This window comes from Streptomyces sp. NPDC000345, from assembly GCF_042898825.1.
In the GTDB taxonomy this organism is placed as follows: Bacteria; Actinomycetota; Actinomycetes; order Streptomycetales; family Streptomycetaceae; genus Streptomyces.
The window spans coordinates 66,521-86,824 of sequence record NZ_JBIAZE010000020.1 but is presented as its reverse complement, the minus strand read 5'-3'; the positions used below and the strand labels follow the sequence as shown (position 1 = coordinate 86,824).

16 protein-coding genes are annotated in these 20,304 nt (G+C 73.4%); 3 read left to right on the top strand and 13 right to left on the bottom strand.

Features of this window, described 5'->3' with window-relative positions; all coding sequences use genetic code 11:
* Positions 1-3 precede the first annotated feature (3 nt).
* Positions 4-1,128 carry a glycoside hydrolase family 6 protein gene (locus tag ACFY30_RS34905; RefSeq protein WP_390849148.1) on the bottom strand — a complete coding sequence of 375 codons (1,125 nt, stop codon included), beginning with the start codon at positions 1,126-1,128 and terminating at the stop codon, positions 4-6.
* Between the two features lie 97 nt (positions 1,129-1,225).
* On the opposite strand from ACFY30_RS34905, the gene ACFY30_RS34900 reads away from it, so the two are divergent.
* On the top strand, positions 1,226-1,942 hold the full coding sequence (locus tag ACFY30_RS34900; RefSeq protein WP_390849146.1) for a DUF5995 family protein: 717 nt from the start codon (positions 1,226-1,228) through the stop codon (positions 1,940-1,942).
* Positions 1,943-1,949: 7 nt separating this feature from the next.
* Here ACFY30_RS34900 and ACFY30_RS34895 read toward each other — a convergent pair whose 3' ends face one another.
* The 9 genes from ACFY30_RS34895 to rpe all read right to left on the bottom strand — a co-directional run bounded on the left by ACFY30_RS34895 (position 1,950) and on the right by rpe (position 12,058).
* Entirely contained in the window at positions 1,950-3,647 is a 1,698-nt protein-coding gene (locus ACFY30_RS34895; protein WP_390849145.1) for a flavin monoamine oxidase family protein, read from the bottom strand.
* Positions 3,648-3,699: 52 nt separating this feature from the next.
* A complete protein-coding gene (locus ACFY30_RS34890; RefSeq protein ID WP_390849144.1) occupies positions 3,700-4,488 on the bottom strand; it encodes a carbon-nitrogen hydrolase family protein in 789 nt (262 codons plus the stop codon).
* 189 nt (positions 4,489-4,677) lie between these two features.
* On the bottom strand, positions 4,678-5,787 hold the full coding sequence (locus ACFY30_RS34885) for an MFS transporter (RefSeq protein ID WP_390849143.1): 1,110 nt from the start codon (positions 5,785-5,787) through the stop codon (positions 4,678-4,680).
* Between the two features lie 194 nt (positions 5,788-5,981).
* Positions 5,982-6,434, bottom strand: coding sequence for an Lrp/AsnC family transcriptional regulator (locus tag ACFY30_RS34880; protein ID WP_390662361.1), 453 nt, complete (start codon positions 6,432-6,434; stop codon positions 5,982-5,984).
* A gap of 10 nt (positions 6,435-6,444) precedes the next feature.
* A complete protein-coding gene (locus ACFY30_RS34875) occupies positions 6,445-7,920 on the bottom strand; it encodes an amino acid permease (protein ID WP_390849142.1) in 1,476 nt (491 codons plus the stop codon).
* Between the two features lie 304 nt (positions 7,921-8,224).
* Positions 8,225-9,664: a GuaB1 family IMP dehydrogenase-related protein gene (locus tag ACFY30_RS34870; protein WP_390849206.1), complete on the bottom strand. Its 1,440-nt coding sequence runs from the start codon at positions 9,662-9,664 to the stop codon at positions 8,225-8,227.
* Positions 9,665-9,795: 131 nt separating this feature from the next.
* The gene (locus ACFY30_RS34865; protein WP_390849141.1) at positions 9,796-10,101 is read right to left on the bottom strand and encodes a barstar family protein; all 306 of its coding nucleotides are present in this window, start codon (positions 10,099-10,101) and stop codon (positions 9,796-9,798) included.
* Between the two features lie 76 nt (positions 10,102-10,177).
* Positions 10,178-11,221: a sugar-binding transcriptional regulator gene (locus ACFY30_RS34860; protein ID WP_390849140.1), complete on the bottom strand. Its 1,044-nt coding sequence runs from the start codon at positions 11,219-11,221 to the stop codon at positions 10,178-10,180.
* A 150-nt stretch (positions 11,222-11,371) separates the two neighbouring features.
* Complete coding sequence (rpe, locus tag ACFY30_RS34855) at positions 11,372-12,058, bottom strand: ribulose-phosphate 3-epimerase (protein ID WP_390849139.1); 687 nt, start codon at positions 12,056-12,058, stop codon at positions 11,372-11,374.
* A gap of 158 nt (positions 12,059-12,216) precedes the next feature.
* Between rpe and ACFY30_RS34850 the strand changes: the two genes are divergently transcribed.
* A complete protein-coding gene (locus ACFY30_RS34850; RefSeq protein ID WP_390849138.1) occupies positions 12,217-14,361 on the top strand; it encodes an MMPL family transporter in 2,145 nt (714 codons plus the stop codon).
* On the opposite strand, the gene ACFY30_RS34845 is transcribed toward ACFY30_RS34850, so the two are convergent.
* Entirely contained in the window at positions 14,342-15,769 is a 1,428-nt protein-coding gene (locus tag ACFY30_RS34845; RefSeq protein WP_390849137.1) for an RsmB/NOP family class I SAM-dependent RNA methyltransferase, read from the bottom strand. The genes ACFY30_RS34850 and ACFY30_RS34845 overlap by 20 nt on opposite strands.
* A 74-nt stretch (positions 15,770-15,843) precedes the next feature.
* Entirely contained in the window at positions 15,844-16,776 is a 933-nt protein-coding gene (gene fmt / locus ACFY30_RS34840; RefSeq protein WP_390849136.1) for a methionyl-tRNA formyltransferase, read from the bottom strand.
* A 229-nt stretch (positions 16,777-17,005) separates the two neighbouring features.
* Between fmt and ACFY30_RS34835 the strand changes: the two genes are divergently transcribed.
* Positions 17,006-17,557 (top strand): hypothetical protein, encoded by a 552-nt coding sequence (locus tag ACFY30_RS34835; RefSeq protein ID WP_390662354.1) that lies wholly within the window; start codon positions 17,006-17,008, stop codon positions 17,555-17,557.
* A 569-nt stretch (positions 17,558-18,126) separates the two neighbouring features.
* On the opposite strand, the gene ACFY30_RS34830 is transcribed toward ACFY30_RS34835, so the two are convergent.
* On the bottom strand, positions 18,127-20,274 hold the full coding sequence (locus ACFY30_RS34830) for a primosomal protein N' (RefSeq protein ID WP_390849135.1): 2,148 nt from the start codon (positions 20,272-20,274) through the stop codon (positions 18,127-18,129).
* Between the last annotated feature and the right edge of the window lie 30 nt (positions 20,275-20,304).

Below are 20,304 nucleotides of genomic sequence, written 5' to 3'. Positions count from 1 at the left end.
CTCCTACGGCGAGGCGAGCTCGTAGGCGTACGAGGGGCTGAACTCGCCCGCCGCGCCCCGGCAGCCGTCGGACTCCCCGGGCAGCTTCACCCACAGGTAGGCGTCGATGCGCGCCTCGCCGGTGTCGAGGGTGGGGGCGCGGCCGATCCTCCGCCCGGCGGGGTCGCACCACTGCCCGTCCCGGGGCGCCCCGTTGCCGTTGCGGCTGGTGTCGATGACCGCGCCGAGGTCCGGCGGACCGCCGAGGGCGTCCAGGACGCGCCGGTCGTAGGCGCTCTCGTCGGCCGTGCCGCGGAAGTTGGAGACGTTGCTGAAGACGCCGTCGGCCGAGGCGGCGCCCGCCTGCCGCAGGAGCGCCGCCTGTTTCTCCGGGGCGTTCCAGCCGGAGTGGCCGGCGTCGTAGTAGACACGGGCCCGGGGGTTCGCCGCCTTCAGGACGCGTCCGGCGCGGGCCAGCGAGGCGAAGCGGTCGGCCCGCCGGCCCTCGGGGAGACAGCCGGCCTGGGCGATCGAGTCGGGCTCCAGGATGACCACGGTCTCGCCGGAGCCGAGCCCCGCGGCGAACCGGTCGATCCAGCCGTCGTAGGCGTCCAGGTCGGGTGCCCCGCCCTCGGAGGCGCCGCCGCAGTCGCGGTCCGGGATCGCGTACGCCACGAGGACGGGCACCCGGTCCTGCGCCGCGGCGGCCGAGGTGACCGCGCGGACCCGTGAGGTGACCGTGCCGGGCGCGTACTCGGTGAACCACACGGCCGTCGGCCGGCTCGCGATCCGGGACTCGACGACGGGGCGGCGCGGGTCGCCGGGATGGGCGCGGACCCAGTCGAGGACCTGGGAGTCGGGATGGCGGTAGAGGCGCGGGGACTCGGTGGGCACGGACCCCGATGTCCGAGGGACGGGCGACGGCGTGGCGCTCGGGGTCGCCGGGCCGCTCCACGGCGCCGGTGAGGGCGCCGCGGACGCGACCGACGCGCTCTCCCGCACCCCGGCCCGCCCCGGGTCCTCAGGTCCGTCGTCTCCCCCGCCGAACACGGCCGTCGCCGCGGCGGCGATGCCCAGAGCAACCACCGCCGAGGCCGCGGCCCTGACACCGCGCCGGGTGACCCGCCGCTCATGCGACTCCGACACCATGCTGTCCCCTTCCCGCGCGACGGGCCCGTTCCCCCGTTCCGGGGAAGCGCCGGGCTCGCGGGCCCGCGGGCCGGCCCAGGGCTGGGACCCTTCCCCCATGCCGCAACTGGAACAGTTCACCCCTCCCGTAGACATGGCCCCGCACCCGGCTCTCGACGCGAGCGTGCCCGACGTGCTCACCCGGATGCGCGCCCTCGACGCGGCCCTGCCGCCCCACGACGGGGTGGCGGTCTTCAACCGGGTCTACCTTGCCGTGACCCGGGAGGTCGCCCGGCGGATCGACACGGGCGAGTTCACGGACGCGGGGGCCGCGCGCACGCTGGACGTCCTGTTCGCGGACCGCTACCTGGCCGCGGTGGACGCGGTCACGGCCGACCGGCGCCCCCCGGCCTGCTGGCGCCCGCTGTTCCAGATGCGCCGCCATCCCGGCGTACGTCCGCTGCAGTTCGCGCTCGCGGGCATCAACGCGCACGTCGGGCACGACCTGGCGCTCGCCGTCGTGGACGCCTGTCGTGGCCTCGGCTGCGAACCGGCCGACCTGGAGGACGAGTACGACCGGGTGGGCGACCTCCTGATCGCGCTGGAGGAACGCATCCGCGAGGAGCTGATGCCGGGCCCCGACCTGCTCCAGCTCGCCGATCCGCTCACCCATCTGCTCGGCTCGTGGAGCCTGGAGCGCGCCCGGGACGCCACCTGGACGGCGGCCCGGGCGCTGTGGGCCCTGCGCCGGCTCCCGGACGTCGCCGAGGAGTTCACCGAACGCCTCGACACGGCGGTCGGCTTCGCGGGCCGCATGCTGCTCACACCGCTGTGAGCGCCAGTCAGTCCTCCGGCAGTTCGACCGGGGCGATCTCGTCGTACACGTCACCCGGGCCCGGGTTGGTCGCGTCCGTCGCGCCGCCGAAGTGGCGCATGACGCCCCAGACGGCGTTCAGCGCGGTCTGCACGGCGCCCTCGGCCCAGCCCGCCGTCCAGGAGATGTCGTCGCCGGCGAGGAAGATGCCCCGCTTGTCGGCGGGCAGCCGGTCCTGCATGAAGTGGGTGAACAGGCGCCGCTGGTAGCGGTAGTGGCCGGGCAGGTTGGCCTTGAACGCGCCCATGAAGTAGGGCTCGTTCTCCCAGGAGACGGTCACCGGGTTGCCGATGACGTGCTTCCTGATGTCGACGTTCGGATAGATCTCGCCGAGCGACTTCAGCATGACCTCCATCCGCTCGTTCGCGGACAGCGGCAGCCACTTCAGGCTGTCGTCGCACCACGTGTACGAGAGGCAGATGACGGCGGGCTTGTCCGGACCGTCGTCCAGGAGGTAGGTGCCGCGGGTCATGCGGTCGGTGAGCGTCATCGACATGACGTCCCGGCCCGTCTCCTCGTCCTTGTCCAGCCAGAAGGGCCGGTCCACGGGCACGAAGAGCTTGCTGGACTCCATGTAGTGGGTGCGCTCGATCGCCGTCCAGTGGTCGATCGGGAAGAGCGAGTCGTCACAGGCGATCTTGGACAGCAGCATCCAGGACTGGGCGGTGAAGATCGCCGCCCGGTAGGTGCGGATGTCGCCGTCCGCGTCCGTCACCGTGATCCGGTTGCCCGCGGTGCGGTGCAGCCGGGTCACGGCCGGGCGGGGCTCGCCGCCCTCGTGCAGGCTCGCGAGCGAGGTGCCCTGGGCCCAGTGGACGATCTTCTGCGGCTCGCGCTCCCAGAGCCGCAGCGGGAGCTGCTGGCTGCCGCCGACGATGCCGCGGTGGTGGTCGTCGGCCTCTGTGTAGACGACGCGGAGGATCTCCAGGATGGAGTTCGGGAAGTCCGTGTCCCAGCCGCCGGTGCCGAAGCCGACCTGGCCGAAGATCTCCCGGTGCCGGAAGGACTTGAACGCCTCGGAGTCGCAGAGGAAGCCGTAGAAGGTCTGGTTGTCGAGCTTCTCGACGAGCCTCGCCCAGATCTCGCGGATGCGCGGAACGTCCCGCTCACGCATCGCGCGGTTCATGTCCGAGAAGTCGGCGCCTTCTTCGAGGCACTTGTTCCAGGCCTCGGCGACATCGCGGTAGACCTGCGGCAGGTCGTCGATCGTCTCGGCGTAGTGCGACTCGCCCTTGAGGTCGACGACCGTCGAAGGGGTCGCCTCCGCCAGGGGGTTGGGGAAGGGCCGGGTCTCCAGGCCCACCAGGTCGATGTAGTGCTGGAGGGCCGTGGAGGAGGGCGGGAAGCGCATCGCGCCCATCTCGGCGGTGAGGGAGGGGTCGCAGCCGTCGAAGCCGACGGTCCGCAGCCGCCCGCCGATCCGGTCGGCCTCGTACACGACCGGCTTGAGGCCCATCTTCATGAGCTCGTAGGCGGCGACGATGCCCGACAGCCCGCCGCCGATGACGGCGACCTCGCTGCCGTGCTCGGTCGCGGGAATCTGGCCGAGCCCCGCCGGATGGGCGAGGAAGTCGTCGTACGCGTACGGGAAGTCCGGGCCGAACATGGTGATCGGCGGCTGCTGCTCGTCTGCGTGCTCGACGGCGTTGGGCACCGTGGACGTCATGGGGTACGGACTCCTTGCGACAAAGGAAACTGCGTCAGGGAAGGGCGGGGGTTCAGACCAGGGACCCGTAGAGGCCGGGGCGGCGGTCCTTCAGGTACGGGTTGGCCTCGCGGGAGGCGGCGAGCAGGACCGGGTCGGCGTCGGCGAGGACCAGTTCCTCACCGCGTCCGGCCCGGGCGCGGGCGACCCCGTCGGGACCGGCGAGCGTGGAGAGCCCGACGAACTCGAACTCGCCCTCCCGGCCGACCCGGTTGACGTAGGCGACGTACATCTGGCTCTCGAAGGCGCGCACCGGGATCACCGACTCGGCGACGAACTGGAAGGGGTGCATCTGCGCGGTCGGGACGACGAGGAGGTCCGTGCCGGCCAGGGCGTGGGCCCGGACGTTCTCCGGGAACTCGACGTCGTAACAGATCATGAGACCGACGGTGAGGCCGCCCAGCCCGGCCTGGACGACCGGCTGCTCCCCCGGCGTGAAGTGGTCGCGCTCGAAGCAGCCGAACAGGTGGGTCTTGCGGTAGTTGGCGAGACGGCTCCCGTCGGCGGAGATCAGTTGCGCGGAGTTGTAGACCGTCCCGCCGGACCGCTCCGGGTAGCCGTACACGAGCGCCACGCCGTGCCGGGCGGCCAGCTCGGCGACCGCGTCCGCGGAGTCGCCGTCGGCGGGCTCGGCGAGGCGGGCGATGTCGTCGCCGATCGCGTACCCGGTGAGGAACATCTCCGGCGCGACGAGCAGCCCGGCGCCCGCGGCGGCGGCGCGGCCCGCGGCCTCGTCGAGGACCTTGAGGTTCTCGACGACCGAGCCGGGGCGGCCGGAGCTCTGGAGCAGGGCTGTGCGCATGCGGGATCCTCACCGGTACGAGGGGGGTTCGGGGTCTCCTAGACGGTACGGTCGGCCGCGCGGGCCGGACAAGAAGGAGCCGTTGCGCGCCGATGAGCGGATCGTTGCGTGCCTCGGGCGTCCGGCGGCGATTCGTTGCGCGCCCTCAACCCCCGCTTCCTTCCGCCCCCGCCCGCGCTTCCTTCCGTCTCACGCCCGCTTCCCTCCCCGGGCCACGGCCGTCGCCGTGACCAGGTACGGCACCGCGCACAGCGCGAAGGCCAGGGCGTGGCCGCCCGTGGCGGCGAGGAGGGCGTACGTGCCGTAGACGCCGATGGTCACCGCCTCGGTGCCCAGGCTCGCGACCGAGGTGAGGGTGGCCCGGCCGCCGTCCTCGATGCGGTGCTGGAGCCGGACGTCGGCCAGCACGGTGGCCAGCTGGAAGCCGCCGAAGGCGAGGGCGACGAGAGCGAAGCCGGCGGGCGTCCGGGTCAGGGCGCCGACCGCGAGGGCGAGTGCGGACGCCGTGAGCAGCGCGGCGAGCCCGGTCCGGCCCAGCCGCTCGGCGGGCCCGGCCAGCAGGCTGCCGGCCGTGACGCCGGCCCAGATCAGCATCAGCAGGTAGGGGACGGCCGCGTCCGGGACGCCGGTGTCCCGGGCCAGCAGGGAGGTGTACTCGTCGAGAGCGCCCCAGACCGCGGCGACGGCCGGCACGAGCAGCAGGGCGCCGCGGACCGAGCGGTCCCGGCGGGCCTCGCCGAGTCCGGCCCGCAGGGTCGCGGCCCAGCCGGTGCCGTCGCCCTCGCTCCCGGTGGCCGGGGCGCGGTGCTCGGGGAAGCGCGTCGCGGTCGCGGCGCAGAGCAGACAGGCCAGCACGCTGGCCGCGCCGACCGCCGGATGGCCGCCGCAGGCGAAGACCGGGCCGGCCAGCCCCATGGCGGCCATCGCGGCGGCCTGCCCGACGGCGTGGGCGCGGCCCATCACCCGGGCGTACCGGTCCTGCGCGCCGAGCCGCTGCAGCTCCTCGTAGACCAGGGCCTCCAGCGCACCGGAGCCCAGCGCGCCGCGCGCGCCCCACAGGACGAAACCGGCCGCGAAGGACCCGTACGAGGGGACGAGCACCCACAGGGCGAAGCCCGCCGCACCCAGCAGCGGGCCGAGCCACAGCAGTACCCGTCGGGAGACGACGTCGGCCCAGGCGCCGGAGGGCACCTCCAGCAGGACACCGGTCAGGGACCACAGCACGAAGAGCGAGGAGATCTGCCCGACGGACAGTCCGGTGTCCGCGAAGAGCAGCGCGTACACCGGGTAGAGCAGCACGAACTCGTCGAGGAACGCGTACGCGTAGAGCGTGGCGGTCAGTCGACGGGTGCCGGGGCCGGTCGTGGATCAATGTCGCCAGGTCATGCCACCGATGGTAGACAGCGCCTGCCCCGCTGCCCAGCGATTTCCGGCGGCCGTCGCGGTGCCCGGGCGGGAGCCGGTCCCCGCGCCGGCCGCCGCGCGGGGCGGGGTCAGGTGGGCGAGCCCGAGGAGAAGCGCCTCAGCAGCGGGGACAGCACCAGCACCGACTTCGTCCGTTCCACGAAGGGCTCGCCCGCGATCCGTTCCAGGACGCGTTCGAAGTGACGCATGTCCGCGGCGAAGACCTGGGCGACCGCGTCGGCGTCCCCGGTGACGGTGGAGGCGGCCACGACCTCCTGGTAGCGCTCCAGGCCCCGCTGGATGGTCTCCGGGGAGGTGTTGCGCCGGCAGTAGATCTCGACGAACCCCTCGGTCTCCCAGCCGAGGGCCGCCGGGTCCACGCGTACGGTGAATCCGGTGATGGCTCCGGTGGCCCGCAGCCGGTCCACGCGCCGCTTCACGGCGGGCGCGGACAGGCCGACCAGGTGCCCGATGTCCGCGTAGGAGCGGCGGGCGTCCTCGGCGAGGGCGTGCACGATGCGTTCGTCGAGATCGTTCAGCACGGTCGGTTGATCACTTCTCAGCTGGTGCGGGGGTGGCGAGTCGGGAGCGGCGGTGGCCGTACACGAAGTAGAACACGAGGCCGACGGCCATCCAGACTCCGAAGACCACCCAGGTGACGGCCGAGAGGCTGCCCATCATCCACACGCAGAAGCCGAAGCCCAGGGCCGGCAGGACCGGGGAGAGCGGCACCCGGAAGGTGCGGGGCATCTCCGGGCGGGTCCGGCGCAGCACCACGACGGCCACGTTGACCAGCGCGAAGGCGAACAGCGTGCCGATGCTGGTGGCGTCGGCGAGCTGGCCCAGGGGGATGGCCGCGGCGAGGACACCGCAGAACAGGGAGACGATCAGCGTGTTGGCGCGGGGCGTACCGGTCTTCGGGTGGACCTTGGCGAACACCTTGGGAACCAGCCCGTCCCGGGACATGGCGAAGAGGATGCGGGTCTGGCCGTACAGCACGGTCAGGACGACGCTCGCGATGGCGATGACCGCGCAGAAGGCGAGCAGGGTTCCCCAGAAGGTCTGTCCGGTCACCTCGCGCATGATCTGTGCCAGCGCGGCCTCGGAGTCCCCGAACCGCTGCCAGGGCTTGGCGCCGACGGCCACGGCCGCGACGAGGACGTACAGCGCGGTGACGATGACGAGCGAGAGCATGATGGCCCGCGGCAGATCGCGCTGCGCGTTCTTCGCCTCCTCGCCGGCCGTGGACGCGGCGTCGAAGCCGATGTACGAGAAGAACAGCGTGGCGCCGGCCGCGCTGACGCCCGCCATGCCCAGCGGCATGAAGTTCTCGTAGTTGCCGGAGCGGAAGCCCTGGACGCCGATGGCGCAGAACAGCACCAGTGCGGCGATCTTCACGGCCACCATCACGGTGTTGGCGCGCGCGGACTCCCTGGCCCCGCCCAGCAGGAAGGCCATCGCGAGCATGACGACGATCAGGGCGGGGAGGTTGAAGACGCCCCCGTCGCCGGGAGGTGCCGACAGCGCGTCCGGGATGGTGACGCCGAGGGTCCCGTCGAGCAGTTCGTTCAGGTACTCGCCCCAGCCGACGGCCACGGCGGCGACCGAGACGCCGTACTCCAGGACCAGACACCAGCCGCAGACCCAGGCGATCAGTTCACCCATCGTTGCGTACGCATACGAGTACGAGGATCCGGCGACCGGGATGGTGCCGGCCAGCTCGGCGTAGGACAGGGCCGAGAAGAGCGCCGTGAGACCGGCGATCACGAAGGAGAGGGTGACGGCGGGGCCGGCCTTGGGGACGGCCTCGCCGAGGACGACGAAGATGCCCGTACCGAGCGTCGCCCCGATGCTGATCATGGTGAGCTGCCACAGCCCGAGGGAACGCCTCAGCGCCCCTCCCTCACCCTGGCCGCCCTCGGCGACCAGGTGTTCCACGGGCTTGCGCCGCATGAGGCGCGCGCCGAGCCCCGGGGACGGCGGGGCGGCCTGGGTGCGGTCTTTCGGGGGTGCGCTTTGGTCGAGCACGCGCTGACTCCTTCGTCGCTGCCTCTCGACGCGAGGGGGACCGGCGGGCACACCTGCGCAGACAGGAACCCACCGAGCGGGGTCCCCGCCACGCCACGTACAGCGCACGACCCTATGAGCAGGGTCGTAGCGGTCGTAATGTTGCAACCTTGCGCACCCACGCAAGATCGTTGCGTTCACGGCACGAAGGCGCGCTTTTCGTTGCAGGCCGCCTTAACGCACCCTCGAAAGGGTGCGGGAAGTGCGCGGCCGGCCCTCGCCGGCCCGCTGCGGACGGACGGCCGCGCCCGGTCCGGCGGCCGGGCTACCAGCTGGCGTGCAAGGGCTTGCCCTCCGCGTATCCGGCCGCGCTCTGGATGCCCACGACGGCCTTCTCGGCGAACTCCTCGAGGGAGCCCGCGCCGGCGTAGGTGCAGGAGGAGCGGACGCCCGCGATGATCGAGTCGATCAGGTCCTCGACGCCCGGCCGGGCCGGGTCCAGGAACATCCGGGAGGTGGAGATGCCCTCCTCGAACAGCGCCTTGCGGGCGCGGTCGTAGGCCGACTCCTCCGACGTGCGGTTGCGCACGGCGCGCGCGGAGGCCATGCCGAAGGACTCCTTGTACGGGCGGCCGTCCGCGTCGTGCTGGAGGTCGCCCGGCGACTCGTAGGTGCCCGCGAACCAGGAGCCGACCATCACGTTGGACGCGCCCGCGGCCAGCGCCATGGCGACGTCACGGGGGTGCCGGACACCGCCGTCGGCCCAGACGTGCTTGCCGTACTTCCTGGCCTCGGCGGCGCACTCCAGGACCGCCGAGAACTGCGGGCGGCCGACGCCTGTCATCATGCGGGTGGTGCACATGGCGCCGGGGCCGACGCCCACCTTGATGATGTCGGCGCCCGCCTCGACGAGGTCCTTGACGCCCTCGGCGGCGACGATGTTGCCGGCGGCGATCGGCACCCTCGGGTCCAGTGCCCGCACGGTCCGGATGGCGTTGATCATCGACTCCTGGTGGCCGTGCGCCGTGTCGATGACGAGCGTGTCGACGCCCGCGTCCAGCAGCTGCTTGGCCTTGCCCGCCACGTCGCCGTTGATGCCGACGGCGGCGGCGATGCGCAGCTTGCCCCCCGCGTCGGTGGCCGGTGTGTACAGCGTGGCGCGCAGGGCGCCCTTGCGGGTCAGGATGCCGGCGAGCTTGCCGTCCTTGTGGACGGCCGGGGCGTACCGGCGGTTGGCCGCGTCGAGGGTGTTGAAGGCCTCGCGCGGGTCGATGTCGGCGTCGAGGAGCAGCAGGTCGCGGGACATGACGACCTCGAGCTGCGTGAAGCGGTCGACGCCGCTGAGGTCCCGGTCGGTGACGACGCCGACCGGCCGGAAGTCCTCGTCGACGACGACGCCCGCGTTGTGCGCGCGCTTGGGCAGCAGCGAGAGGGCGTCGGCGACCGTCTGGTGCGGGGCGAGCACGATCGGGGTGTCCAGGACCAGGTCACGGCTCTTGACCCAGCCGACGACGTCGGTGACGACATCGATCGGGATGTCCTGCGGGATCACGACGAGTCCGCCGCGCCGGGCCACGGTCTCGGCCATCCGGCGGCCGGCGACGGCCGTCATGTTCGCGACGACCAGCGGGATCGTGGTGCCCGTGCCGTCCGGGGAGGAGAGGTCCACCCCCTGACGCGACCCGACCGCGCTGCGGCTCGGCACCATGAAGACGTCGTCGTAGGTCAGGTCGTAGGCGGGCTGGATGTCGTTGAGGAAACGCACGTGCTGCACATCCCAGTCGATCAGAGGTGACCCCCTGACAGGTCAGCCAGGGGGAAGAGCACGTACTTCATTCTCCCATGACGACCGCGACGCAGTGGCCGGACAGAACATCCAAGCAGCTCACAGGGCTGTTAGGAGGATCCTCCGAGAGCGAGCACGACGGAGAGCGCCGGCACGTGGTTCGCGGCCGACGAGAAGACCTCCTGGGCGATCTCCCACTCCTCCGGCCGCACCTTCGCGTACGGCTGCCAGTTCCGCACGACGACCAGCACCGGCCCCGACTCGGGTCCGTCCGGCAGGTCGGTGAGGCTGTCCGCGAGGGCGTCCCAGTTGCGGCCGAACCAGTCGGGCAGCTCCAGGTCCCGGACACAGCGGTCCATCAGCGCCGCCTTGTCCATGACCCCGTCGAGGTCCAGCGTGAGCACATGCTCGGTCATCCAGGCACCGTCCTGAGCGAGTCGTGGTTACGGCGTGAGGGGGCGGCCGTGCCGACCGCCCCCTTCTGGTCTTCCCTCAGATCCCGTCCGGGTCCGCCCGGTTGAGGGCCGGCTTCGGTGTCGGGCCGGCCGTCATCAGGTAGTCGGCCGCGGAGGTGTCCGTCACCAGGCTGGTGACGAGCCCGGACCGCAGCACCGCGTCGATCGCGGCGGCCTTGCGCTGCCCGCCCGCGATCGCGACGACCTCCGGGATACGGCGGAGCTGGTCGGCCTTGACCGTGATGCACCGCTCGCCCAGGTCGCGTCCGACCCGGCGGCCCTCGGTGTCGAAGAGGTGCGCGGACATCTCGGCGGCGACGCCGAGCGAGGCGTAGTGGGCCCGCTCCTCGTCGCTGAGCATGTCGTGCACCGTCGAGATGCCGGGCTCCCAGGAGCCGATGGAGACACAGGCGACCGTGACCTTGTCGAAGTACTCGAAGGCCCGGGCGATCCCGGTCTGGTGGCGCAGCGCGGCCGCGGTGGCCGCGTCCGGCAGCAGCATCGGCGCGTAGATGGGGTGCGCGTCGCCGCCGGAGACCTGGGCGGCGCGTCGGACGGCCTCGACCGAGCCGCGTTCGGCGGTGCCGGCGTCGTACACGCCGGTCAGCTGCACCACCGTGCACGGCGGCAGCCGGTCCAGCGCCGCCGCCATGTGGATGGTGGAGCGGCCCCAGGCCAGGCCGAGGACATCTCCTTCGTTCACGAGCTCGCCGAGCAGGTCGGCGGCCACTTCTCCCAGGTTCTCGGGGTCGGGCGAGTCCTCGGCCTCGGCCGGGGACTCGACCACCACGGCGTGCCTGAGGCCGTACCGGGCGCGGAGCGCGTCGGAGCGCTCCGCGTCCAGCTCGGCCGGCACGCGGATCTCGATCCGTACGAGATCCCGTTCGAGAGCGGTCTCCAGGACCCGGGCCACCTTGAAGCGGCTGACGCCGAACTCCTCCGCGATCTGGATCTTGGACTTGCCCTCGAGGTAGAAGCGGCGGGCCATGGCCGCCGCCTGCACCAGCTCTGCGGGTCCCATCCGCATGGCTGACCGGCCCGCCGACATACCCGACACGGCGATCTCCTCACTGCTGTTCACACTCTGGATACGCCGTTCATCCTTGCAGATCCGGCGCACTTGATCAGCCCTGATGAGAGCCGTTCACGTACCTGTGGCCCCGTGGCCGCGTGGGCCGCGTATTCAGTGGGCTACGTATGCCTTCCGCCCCCTGTTCAGAAGGCGGGCGCTTCAGTGGGCGCAGGCCCAGCTCGCCTGCGCGGTCGTCGCCTCCGCCTGGGCGCGCAGGGCGCGGACCGCCTCGGCGGGGTTCTCGGCGCCGTAGACGGCGGAACCGGCGACGAACACGTCCGCGCCGGCCTCCGCGCACCGCTCGATCGTCGAGGCCGAGACGCCGCCGTCCACCTGGAGCCACAACTGGAGGCCGTGCTTGCTGATCAACTCGCGGGTGCGGCGGATCTTCGGGAGCATGATGTCGAGGAACGCCTGACCCCCGAAGCCCGGCTCGACCGTCATGATCAGCAGCATGTCGAGTTCGGGCAGCAGGTCCTCGTACGGCTCGATGGGCGTCGCGGGCTTGAGCGCCATGGAGGCTCGGGCGCCCTTGGCGCGGATCTCGCGGGCGAGTCGCACCGGCGCGGCGGCCGCCTCGACGTGGAAGGTGACGGACGAGGCACCCGCCTCGACGTACTGCGGGGCCCAGCGATCGGGGGCCTCGATCATCAGATGGCAGTCCAGCGGAGTCTCCGTCGCACGGGCCAGGGACTCTACGACCGGCACACCGAGCGTGAGGTTCGGGACGAAATGGTTGTCCATGACGTCGACATGGAGCCAGTCGGCTCCTTCCACCGACTTCGCCTCGTCCGCGAGGCGGGCGAAGTCGGCGGACAGAATGCTGGGGTTGATCTGCACGGCCATGACCCAAGCCTGCCATGCCCTCCAGGGGTTAGCCGCACCGGTCCCGGATGGATACCGTCGTACGCACGGTGCGGGCCGTCGGTGGCCGGTCGCGCCCACGCGGCGCGGCCGCGCGGGTCGGAGCCCCGCGCCCGTGGAGCGCTGTCGCGGGGGTGGGTATGAACGGGAACCGAGGGATCGCGCATTTCGTCTGCGGGCGGCGGGCCAAGTGGCTGGTGCTGGCCCTGTGGCTCATCGTGCTGTTTCTGGTGGCGCCCTTCGCCTCGAAGCTGACCGACGCCCAGGACAACGACGCGGCCTCCTGGCTGCCGGGCTCGGCCGAGTCCACGCAGGTCCTGGAGATCTCCAAGGACTTCCGGCCGGAACAGATCCCGGCGGTCGTCGTCTACGCCCGTGACGCCGGCCTGACGGCCCAGGACCGCGCGCAGATCACCGCGGACGCGCGTCAGCTCAAGCAGCTCACGGACCACGGCATCCGCGGCGCCGAGACCCGCGGCCCGGTCTACGAGCGCCGAACGGACCCGCGCGCCGCGCAGATCTACGTGCCGATCACCATGGACGAGAAGGGCTGGGACCGGATCGCCCCGGCCGTCGACTCGATCCGGGACGTCACCGGCAAGGGCGGGGCCGGTCTGGCCGTGCACATCACCGGGCCGGGCGGCACGTCCGCCGACTTCTCCGAGGCGTTCGAGGGCATCGACTCGACGCTGTTGCTGTCGGCGATGGCCGTCGTCATCGTCATGCTCCTGATCACGTACCGCAGCCCCACCCTGCTGCTGGTCCCCTTGCTCTCCGTGGTCGCCGCCCTGTTCACGGCCCAGGCCCTGATCTACTTCCTGGCCGAGCATGCGGGCCTGACGGTGAACGGCCAGAGCGCGGGCATCCTCACGGTCCTGGTGTTCGGGGCGGGCACCGACTACGCCCTGCTGCTCGTGGCCCGCTACCGGGAGGAGCTGCGCCGTCACGAGGACCGCCACGAGGCGATGGCGCTGGCCCTGCACCGGGCGGGCCCGGCGGTGCTGGCCTCGGGCGCCACGGTGGTCCTGAGCATGCTCGTGCTGATGGCCGCCGAGATGAACTCCACGGCCGGTCTGGGTCCGGTGGCCGCCATCGGCGTGGCGGTGGCCCTGCTCGCGATGATGACCCTCTTCCCCGCCCTCCTGGTGATCTGCGGCCGCTGGATCTTCTGGCCGGTGATCCCGCGCTTCGGCTCGTCCGATCCGACGGAGCGCGGCGTCTGGGCCCGCACGGGCCGCGGCATCGCCCGCCGCCCGCGCATGATCTGGGCGGTGACCGCGCTCGCCCTGGCCGTCTGCTCCCTGGGCCTGATCCAGCTGCGCGCCGAGGGCATCAGCAACGCGGATGCCTTCACCGGCAAACCCGACTCGATCACCGGCCAGCAGGTGTCCGAGGAGTACTTCCCGGCGGGCAGCGGCGACCCGCTGGTCATCGTCTCCGACCAGGCCCAGGCCCGCCAGGTGGGCCAGGCGGTGGCCGCCGCCGAGGGCGTCGTGCCGACCTCGCTCGGCCTCCCCGAGGGCACGAAACCCTTCTACGACGGCAAGGTGCTGTTCGAGGCCACCATGGCCGCCCCGGCGGACAGCGAGGCCGCCAAACAGACCGTGGAGCGGGTCCGGGACGCCGTGCACGCGGTGCCCGACGCCGACGCCAAGGTCGGCGGCGGCACAGCGGCCCTGCTGGACATGGAGAGGGCGACCACGCACGACAACCTGCTGATCATCCCGCTCGTCCTGGCCGTCGTCCTGCTGATCCTGGGCGCCCTGCTGCGCGCCGTCGTCGCCCCGCTGCTGCTGGTCGGGACGGTGATCCTGTCCTTCGCGTCGGCCCTGGGCATCAGCGCGCTGGCCTTCCGCCACCTGTTCGACTACGCGGGCGAGTCGACGGACTTCCCCCTGTTCGTCTTCGTGTTCCTGGTGGCCCTGGGCATCGACTACAACATCTTCCTGACCACCCGTATCCGCGAGGAGGCGGCCCGCCAGGGCACCCGGAAGGGCGTGGTGACCGGACTCGCCACGACGGGCTCGGTCATCACCTCGGCCGGCCTGGTGCTGGCGGGCACCTTCGCCGCCCTCGCCACGCTCCCCATGGTCGCCTTCGCCGAGATCGGCTTCGCGGTCGCGCTGGGCGTCCTCCTGGACACCTTCGTCGTCCGGTCGGTGCTGGTCCCGGCACTGTTCCTGGACGTCGGTCCGAGGGTGTGGTGGCCGCACCGGCTGGCCCGGGAGGACGGGCGGGCGCCGGCTCCGAACGCACCGGAGCCGGTCACCCGGTCCGGCGGATGAGCGCCAGGTACATGGCGTCGGTGCCGTGCAGATGCGGCCACAGCTGGACGTCGGGACCGTCGCCGAGCGCCGGCATCCCCGGCAGCAGGGGCCGTGCGTCGAACAGCTCGGCCTGCGGGAACTGCTTGAGCACGTCGGCGACGACCGCCCGGGTCTCCGCGAGATGCGGTGAGCAGGTGGCGTAACCGACGACGCCCCCGACCCGCACGGACTCCAGGGCTGTGCGCAGCAGCCCGCGCTGCAGGGGCGCGAACCCGTCGAGGTCCTCCGGGCGGCGCCGCCACCGCGCCTCGGGCCGACGCCGCAGCGCACCGAGCCCGGTGCAGGGCACGTCCATCAGCACACGGTCGAAGGAGCCGGGCCGCCACGGCGGCCGCGTCCCGTCGGCGGCGATGACCTGGTAGGGCCCCGGGTTGCCGTGCAGGGCCTTCGCCACCAGCCCCGCGCGGTGCGGCTGCTTCTCCGAGGCGAGGAGGGTGGCCCCGCGCTCGGCGGCGAGGGCGGCGAGCAGCGCGGCCTTGCCGCCGGGGCCGGCGCACCCGTCGAGCCACTTCTCGTCCGGTCCGTCCAGCGGCGCGGCGGCGAGGGCGAGCGCGACGAGCTGGCTCCCCTCGTCCTGCACCCCGGCCCGTCCCTCCCGCACGGCGTCGACGGCGCCGGGCTCCCCGCCCTCGGTGAGCCGTACGGCGTAGGGCGACCAGCGCCCGGGCACCGCGGCCTCCTCCCGGAGCAGTTCCTCGGTGGTGGCCCGGCCGGGCCGGGCGACGAGGGTCACCTCGGGCCGCTCGTTGTCGGCTTCGAGCAGGTCCTCGATCCCGGCGCGCCCGCCGCCGAGCGAGTCCCACAGCGCGGAGACGACCCAGCGCGGGTGCGAGTGCACCACGGCGAGGTGGTCCTCGGGATCGTCGTCGTACGGCGGCGCGACCTGCTCCAGCCAGCCGTCGAGATCGTGCTGGGCGACCTTCCGCAGCACGGCGTTGACGAACTTGGCCCGCCCGTCCCCGAGCACGACCCGCGCCAGCTCGACCGAGGCGGAGACGGCGGCGTGGGTGGGGATCCGCGTCCCGAGCAGCTGGTGCACACCGAGGCTGAGCACGTCGAGCACCGGCGGATCGACTTCCCGGAGGGGGCGGTCCACACAGGCGGAGATCACGGCGTCGTACGTCCCCTGCCGCCGCAGCGTCCCGTACACCAGCTCGGTGGCCAGCGCGGCGTCCCGCCCGTCGAACGTGTCGGGTCCCTCCTTCTCCCGTGCCTTGCGCAGCAGCGGGGGCAGCACCAGGTTGGCGTACGCGTCCCGCTCGTCCACGGCGCGCAGCGCCTCGTAGGCGAGGATGCGGACGGGGTCCTTCTGGGGCCGGCGGTAGGGCTTGGCGGGCTTGCGGGGACGGCGGGACTGCTCGCTCACGAAAAGGTGCTCCGGATTGCGGGAGGGAAGACGCGTCCAGCGTACGGCGTGGGCGCGGGGCCGGTGCAGGAGCGTTACGCCCCGACCCGCTCACCGTCGCCGATGCGCACACCGCGCGCCCAGTCGGCGGCCCGCATCGGCTTCTTGCCCTGCGCCTGCACCCACAGCAACTCGACGGCGTACGACCCGGTGCCGGCGTGCACGCTGTTCTTGCCCACGGCCAGCGCGCCCGGCGCGAGGTCGTCACGCCCCGGCACGGGCTGCACCTGGATGAGCTTGAGCCGCTCGCCCCGGAAGGTCGTCCAGGCACCGGGGGCCGGGGTGCAGCCGCGCACGACGCGGTCGACGCGCAGTGCCGGGGCGGTCCAGTCGACCAGGGCGTCCTCGACGGTGATCTTGGGAGCGAGGGTGATGCCCTCGGCGGGCTGCGGTACGGCCTTCAGGGTGCCGTCCTCGATCCCGTCCATGGTCGCGGCGAGCAGCCCGGCGCCGGCGAAGGCGAGGCGGGTGAGCAGGTCACCGCTGGTGTCGGTGGGACGGATCTCCTCGGTGACGGTGCCGTAGACCGGGCCGGAGTCGAGGCCCTCCTCGATCAGGAAGGTGGAGGCCCCGGTGATCTCGTCCCCCGCCATGAGGGCGTGCTGGACGGGCGCGGCGCCGCGCCACGCGGGCAGCAGCGAGAAGTGCAGGTTGACCCAGCCGTGGGCGGGAATGTCGAGGGCCGCCTTGGGCAGCAGGGCGCCGTAGGCGACGACGGGACAGCAGTCCGGCGCGATCTCCTTGAGCCGCTCCAGGAACTCGGGTTCCCGGGGCCGTCCGGGCTTCAGCACCTCGATGCCCGACTCCTCGGCCCGCTGCGCGACGGGAGAGGCGACCAGCCGGCGCCCTCGCCCGGCCGGCGCGTCGGGCCGCGTCACCACGGCGGCCACCTCATGCCGCCCGGAGGCGATCAGAGCGTCCAGAGCGGGTACGGCGACCTCGGGGGTACCGGCGAAGACGAGCTTCATGAAGGGACGGGCCTCTCGGACGAACGGACGACGGGCAACGCACAAGTTTATGACCACGGACGAGAGGCCGCCGACGGCACGGACCACCACCGGAGGACGGAGCCGCGCGCAGTCCACCGGGGGGCGCCCGCATATGCCCACACGCCCCCACACCGTGACCAGCGGAGCGCACCCGCGTTGGTCAAGAAAAAGTTGACCCTTTCTTCACGCCGGTTCGAGAGGCTTGTTCATGGCCGACCATGCAACCCACGACGCCCAGGCCCGGGCCAGCCTGCACTTGCTGGTGCGGGACATCGAGCGGGTCCGCCGGCAGGTGGACGCGCTGCGCACCCTCACCGCCCAGCTGGGCAACGTCTACCGTCCGCGCCGCTCCGGCCCCTCCACGGGCTTCGTCGTCTACGGACGCGCCCCCGCCCCGACGGTCCGCCTCGCCCAGGAACTCCGGGACAGTGTCGAGACCCTGGTCACCGCGGCGGTGGACTTCGACCGTTCCCTCGGCTTCTCGTGGGACGCGGTGGGCTCCGCGCTCGGCGTCACCAAGCAGGCGGTCCACCGCCGCTACGGCGCCCGCCGTGCCGCCGCCCAGGCGCCCGCGGAGGCGGAACGGACCCCGGAGGCGACCGGCGCCCGCACGGTCGGCGTGAACACGGGCATCCCGACGGTCCCGGCGGTCCCCACCGTCCCCGCCGCCCGCTCCATGCCGACCCAGCCGACGGCGGGCAGCCCGGCCCTGCGCGAAGAGGCGAGGCCGACGGCCTTCCCCGGCCCGCGCAACGGCTGACACCCCCACTCCTGCCCTCTCGGCCCCTCCCGAGAGGGCAGCCGCATGTCCGCCCCCGTGCCTCCCGCCGCCCCGCACGGAGCGTCACGGGCCCGACGCACGTCAGCCGGCGTCCGCCCCCACACCACCCCGCCACACACCCAACCCCACCGGCCCCGCGCACCTCAGCCGACGTCCGGCCCCCCACACCGCCCCGCCGGACACACGGCCCCACCGGCGCGGCGCGCATCAGCCGACCTCCGCCCCCCACACCACCCCGCCACACACCCAACCCCACCGGCCCCCCGCGCCTCAGCCGACCTCCGGCCCCCCACACCGCCCCGCCGCACACACTGCCCCACCGGCGCGGCGCGCATCAGCCGACGTCCGCCCAACCCCACCGGCCACGTACATCAGCCGACCCTCCGCCCCCCACACCACCCCGCCGCACACACAGCCCCACCGGCGCGGCGCGCATCAGCCGACGTCCGCCCAACCCCACCGGCCACGTACATCAGCCGACCTCCGCCCCCCCAACACACACACCACCCCGCCGCACACACAGCCCCACCGGCCCCGCCCGGCGTACGTCAGCCGATGTCCGGCGGGTCGATTCGCACCCGCACGGCCTCTTCCCCGCCCCGGGCCATCCGGGCCGCCTGCGCCGCCTTCAACGCGGCGGCCAGCGCCGCCCCCCTGCCCGGCGGCACCCGGACCAGCGCCCGTTCCCAGTGCTCCCCGGGCGGCGGCGCCCCCGGCCGGCGGGGCCGCCCCGGCGGATCGACCGGCAGCGGCACCGGCCCCAGCACCTCGGCCTCCCCCGGCAGCTCGACGGCGCCCAGGAACGCGGCCACCGCCTCCGCGGTCCCCGACACCGCCGCCATCCGCGACACCGGCGGAAAGCCCAGCTCGGCCCGCTCGGCGAGTTCCCGCAGCGCATGCCCCACGGGGTCCCACCGCACCAGCGCCTGCACCGGCCGCAAGGTCGGCTCGGCGACGACGACCACGGTCCCCCCGTCCCCCTGCGGCCGCACCAGCGCCGCTGCCGCGATCCAGCGGCGCAGCGCGTCCTCACCGGCCCGCAGATCGGGGCGCCCCAGCATGGCCCAGCCGTCGAGCAGCAGCGCCGCCGCATACCCGCCCTCGGCCACCGGTTCGGCCCCCGGCGTGCTGACGACCAGCGCCGGCGCCCCGGGCACCGTGTCCAGCACATGCTCACGCCCGGACGTGCGCACCGGAACGGCGGGAAAGGCCCGCCCCAGCTCCTCAGCGGTCCGCCGCGCGCCCACGATCTGGGCCCGCAGCCGGAAGGACCCGCACTCCGGACAGTGCCAGGCGCTCTCCTCACGCCCGCACCAGCCGCACCCCAGCGCCCCGCCGTCGCGCGCCTCCAACGGCCCGGAGCAGTGCCGGCAGCGAGCGGCGGCCCGGCACTGCGCACACGCCATCCGGGGCACGTAACCCCGTCGCGGCACCTGGACGAGCACCGGGCCGTGCCGCAGCCCCTCCCGGGCGGCCTGCCAGGCGAGGGTGGGCAGCCGGGCGGCGCGCGCGGCCTCGTCCCGTGCCAGGTCCTGGTCCCCCACGGTCCGCACCAGCGGCGCGGCCTGCCGCACCTGCTCGCGCGCGGCGATCAGCGGCCGCGCCCACCCGCTCTCCACGAGTTGCGCGCCCTCCACGGTGCAGCTCCAGCCCCCCATCAGAAACCCGCACCCGTCCTGGGCGGCGCGCAGCAGCAGCGCCTCGCGCGCATGGGGCTGCGGCGCGTGCAGCTCGCTGTGGCTGTCGTCCCCGTCGTCCCAGAGGGCGACCAGCCCGAGATCCCGTACGGGGGCGAACATCGCGGCCCGTGTGCCGACGACGGCCCGCACGGAGCCGCGCCGCACCGCCAGCCACTCCCGGTACCGCTTCTCGGGCCCGGCGTCGGCGGTGAGCAGCGCATGCCGCCCCTCACCCAGCAGAGCCGTCAGCGCCGCGTCCACCCGAGCGGCGGCCCGTCCGTCCGGTACGACGACGAGCGCGCCCCGTCCCGAGGCGAGCGTCGCGGCGACGGCCCGCGCGAGCTCCTCGCTCCACAGGGGGCCCGGCAGCGCGTTCCACACGGCGCGCGGCGCACCCCCGGACGCCAGCGACTCCAGGAACGCGCCCCCACGCTCGTACCGCGCCCAGGACCCCGGCACCGGTGCCGGCGGCGGGGGCATCGGCGGGGGTGAGGGCCGCTGTTCGGCCCGCGCGCTGCGCGGCGGCACGGCCAGTTGGAGCACATCGGCCAGACTCCCGGCGTACCGGTCGGCGACGGCCCGCGCGAGCCCCAGCAGCTCCGGGCTCAGCACCGGCTCGGGCGACACCACCTGGGCGAGGGCCGCGAGCGGCCCGGAGTAGTCGGACGAGGCGAGCCGCTCGACGAGGAAGCCGTCGATGAGCCCTCCGCCCTCGCGCCGCCCCTCCCGCACCCGGCCGCGGCCGGCCCCGAACCGCACCCGCACCCGCACTCCCGGCTGGGCGTCGGCGTCCAGCTCCGCGGGCACGGCGTAGTCGAAATACCGGTCCAGATGCAGCACGCCCTTGTCGACGAGGACCCGTGCGACCGGCAGCTCCCCGGCCAGCTCGGCCCCCCGCCACGTCCGCGGCTTGGCCCGGGGCGCCTTGGCCTTGCGCACACTCTCCCGGATCAACGCGAGCTGCTCCGGCGGCGCACCCTCCCCGGTCCCGCCCCCTTGCCCGTACTCGCTGCTCACCCCTGCATTCTTACCCGACGGCGCTGACAA

What these genes read in the sequence shown, in the direction of transcription:
- ACFY30_RS34905 (WP_390849148.1), bottom strand. Translation starts at nt 1,128, where the DNA reads ATGGTGTCGGAGTCGCATGAGCGGCGGGTCACCCGGCGCGGTGTCAGG.
- ACFY30_RS34900 (WP_390849146.1), top strand. Translation starts at nt 1,226, where the DNA reads ATGCCGCAACTGGAACAGTTCACCCCTCCCGTAGACATGGCCCCGCAC.
- ACFY30_RS34895 (WP_390849145.1), bottom strand. Translation starts at nt 3,647, where the DNA reads ATGACGTCCACGGTGCCCAACGCCGTCGAGCACGCAGACGAGCAGCAG.
- ACFY30_RS34890 (WP_390849144.1), bottom strand. Translation starts at nt 4,488, where the DNA reads ATGCGCACAGCCCTGCTCCAGAGCTCCGGCCGCCCCGGCTCGGTCGTC.
- ACFY30_RS34865 (WP_390849141.1), bottom strand. Translation starts at nt 10,101, where the DNA reads ATGACCGAGCATGTGCTCACGCTGGACCTCGACGGGGTCATGGACAAG.
- rpe (WP_390849139.1), bottom strand. Translation starts at nt 12,058, where the DNA reads ATGGCCGTGCAGATCAACCCCAGCATTCTGTCCGCCGACTTCGCCCGC.
- ACFY30_RS34850 (WP_390849138.1), top strand. Translation starts at nt 12,217, where the DNA reads ATGAACGGGAACCGAGGGATCGCGCATTTCGTCTGCGGGCGGCGGGCC.
- fmt (WP_390849136.1), bottom strand. Translation starts at nt 16,776, where the DNA reads ATGAAGCTCGTCTTCGCCGGTACCCCCGAGGTCGCCGTACCCGCTCTG.
- ACFY30_RS34835 (WP_390662354.1), top strand. Translation starts at nt 17,006, where the DNA reads ATGGCCGACCATGCAACCCACGACGCCCAGGCCCGGGCCAGCCTGCAC.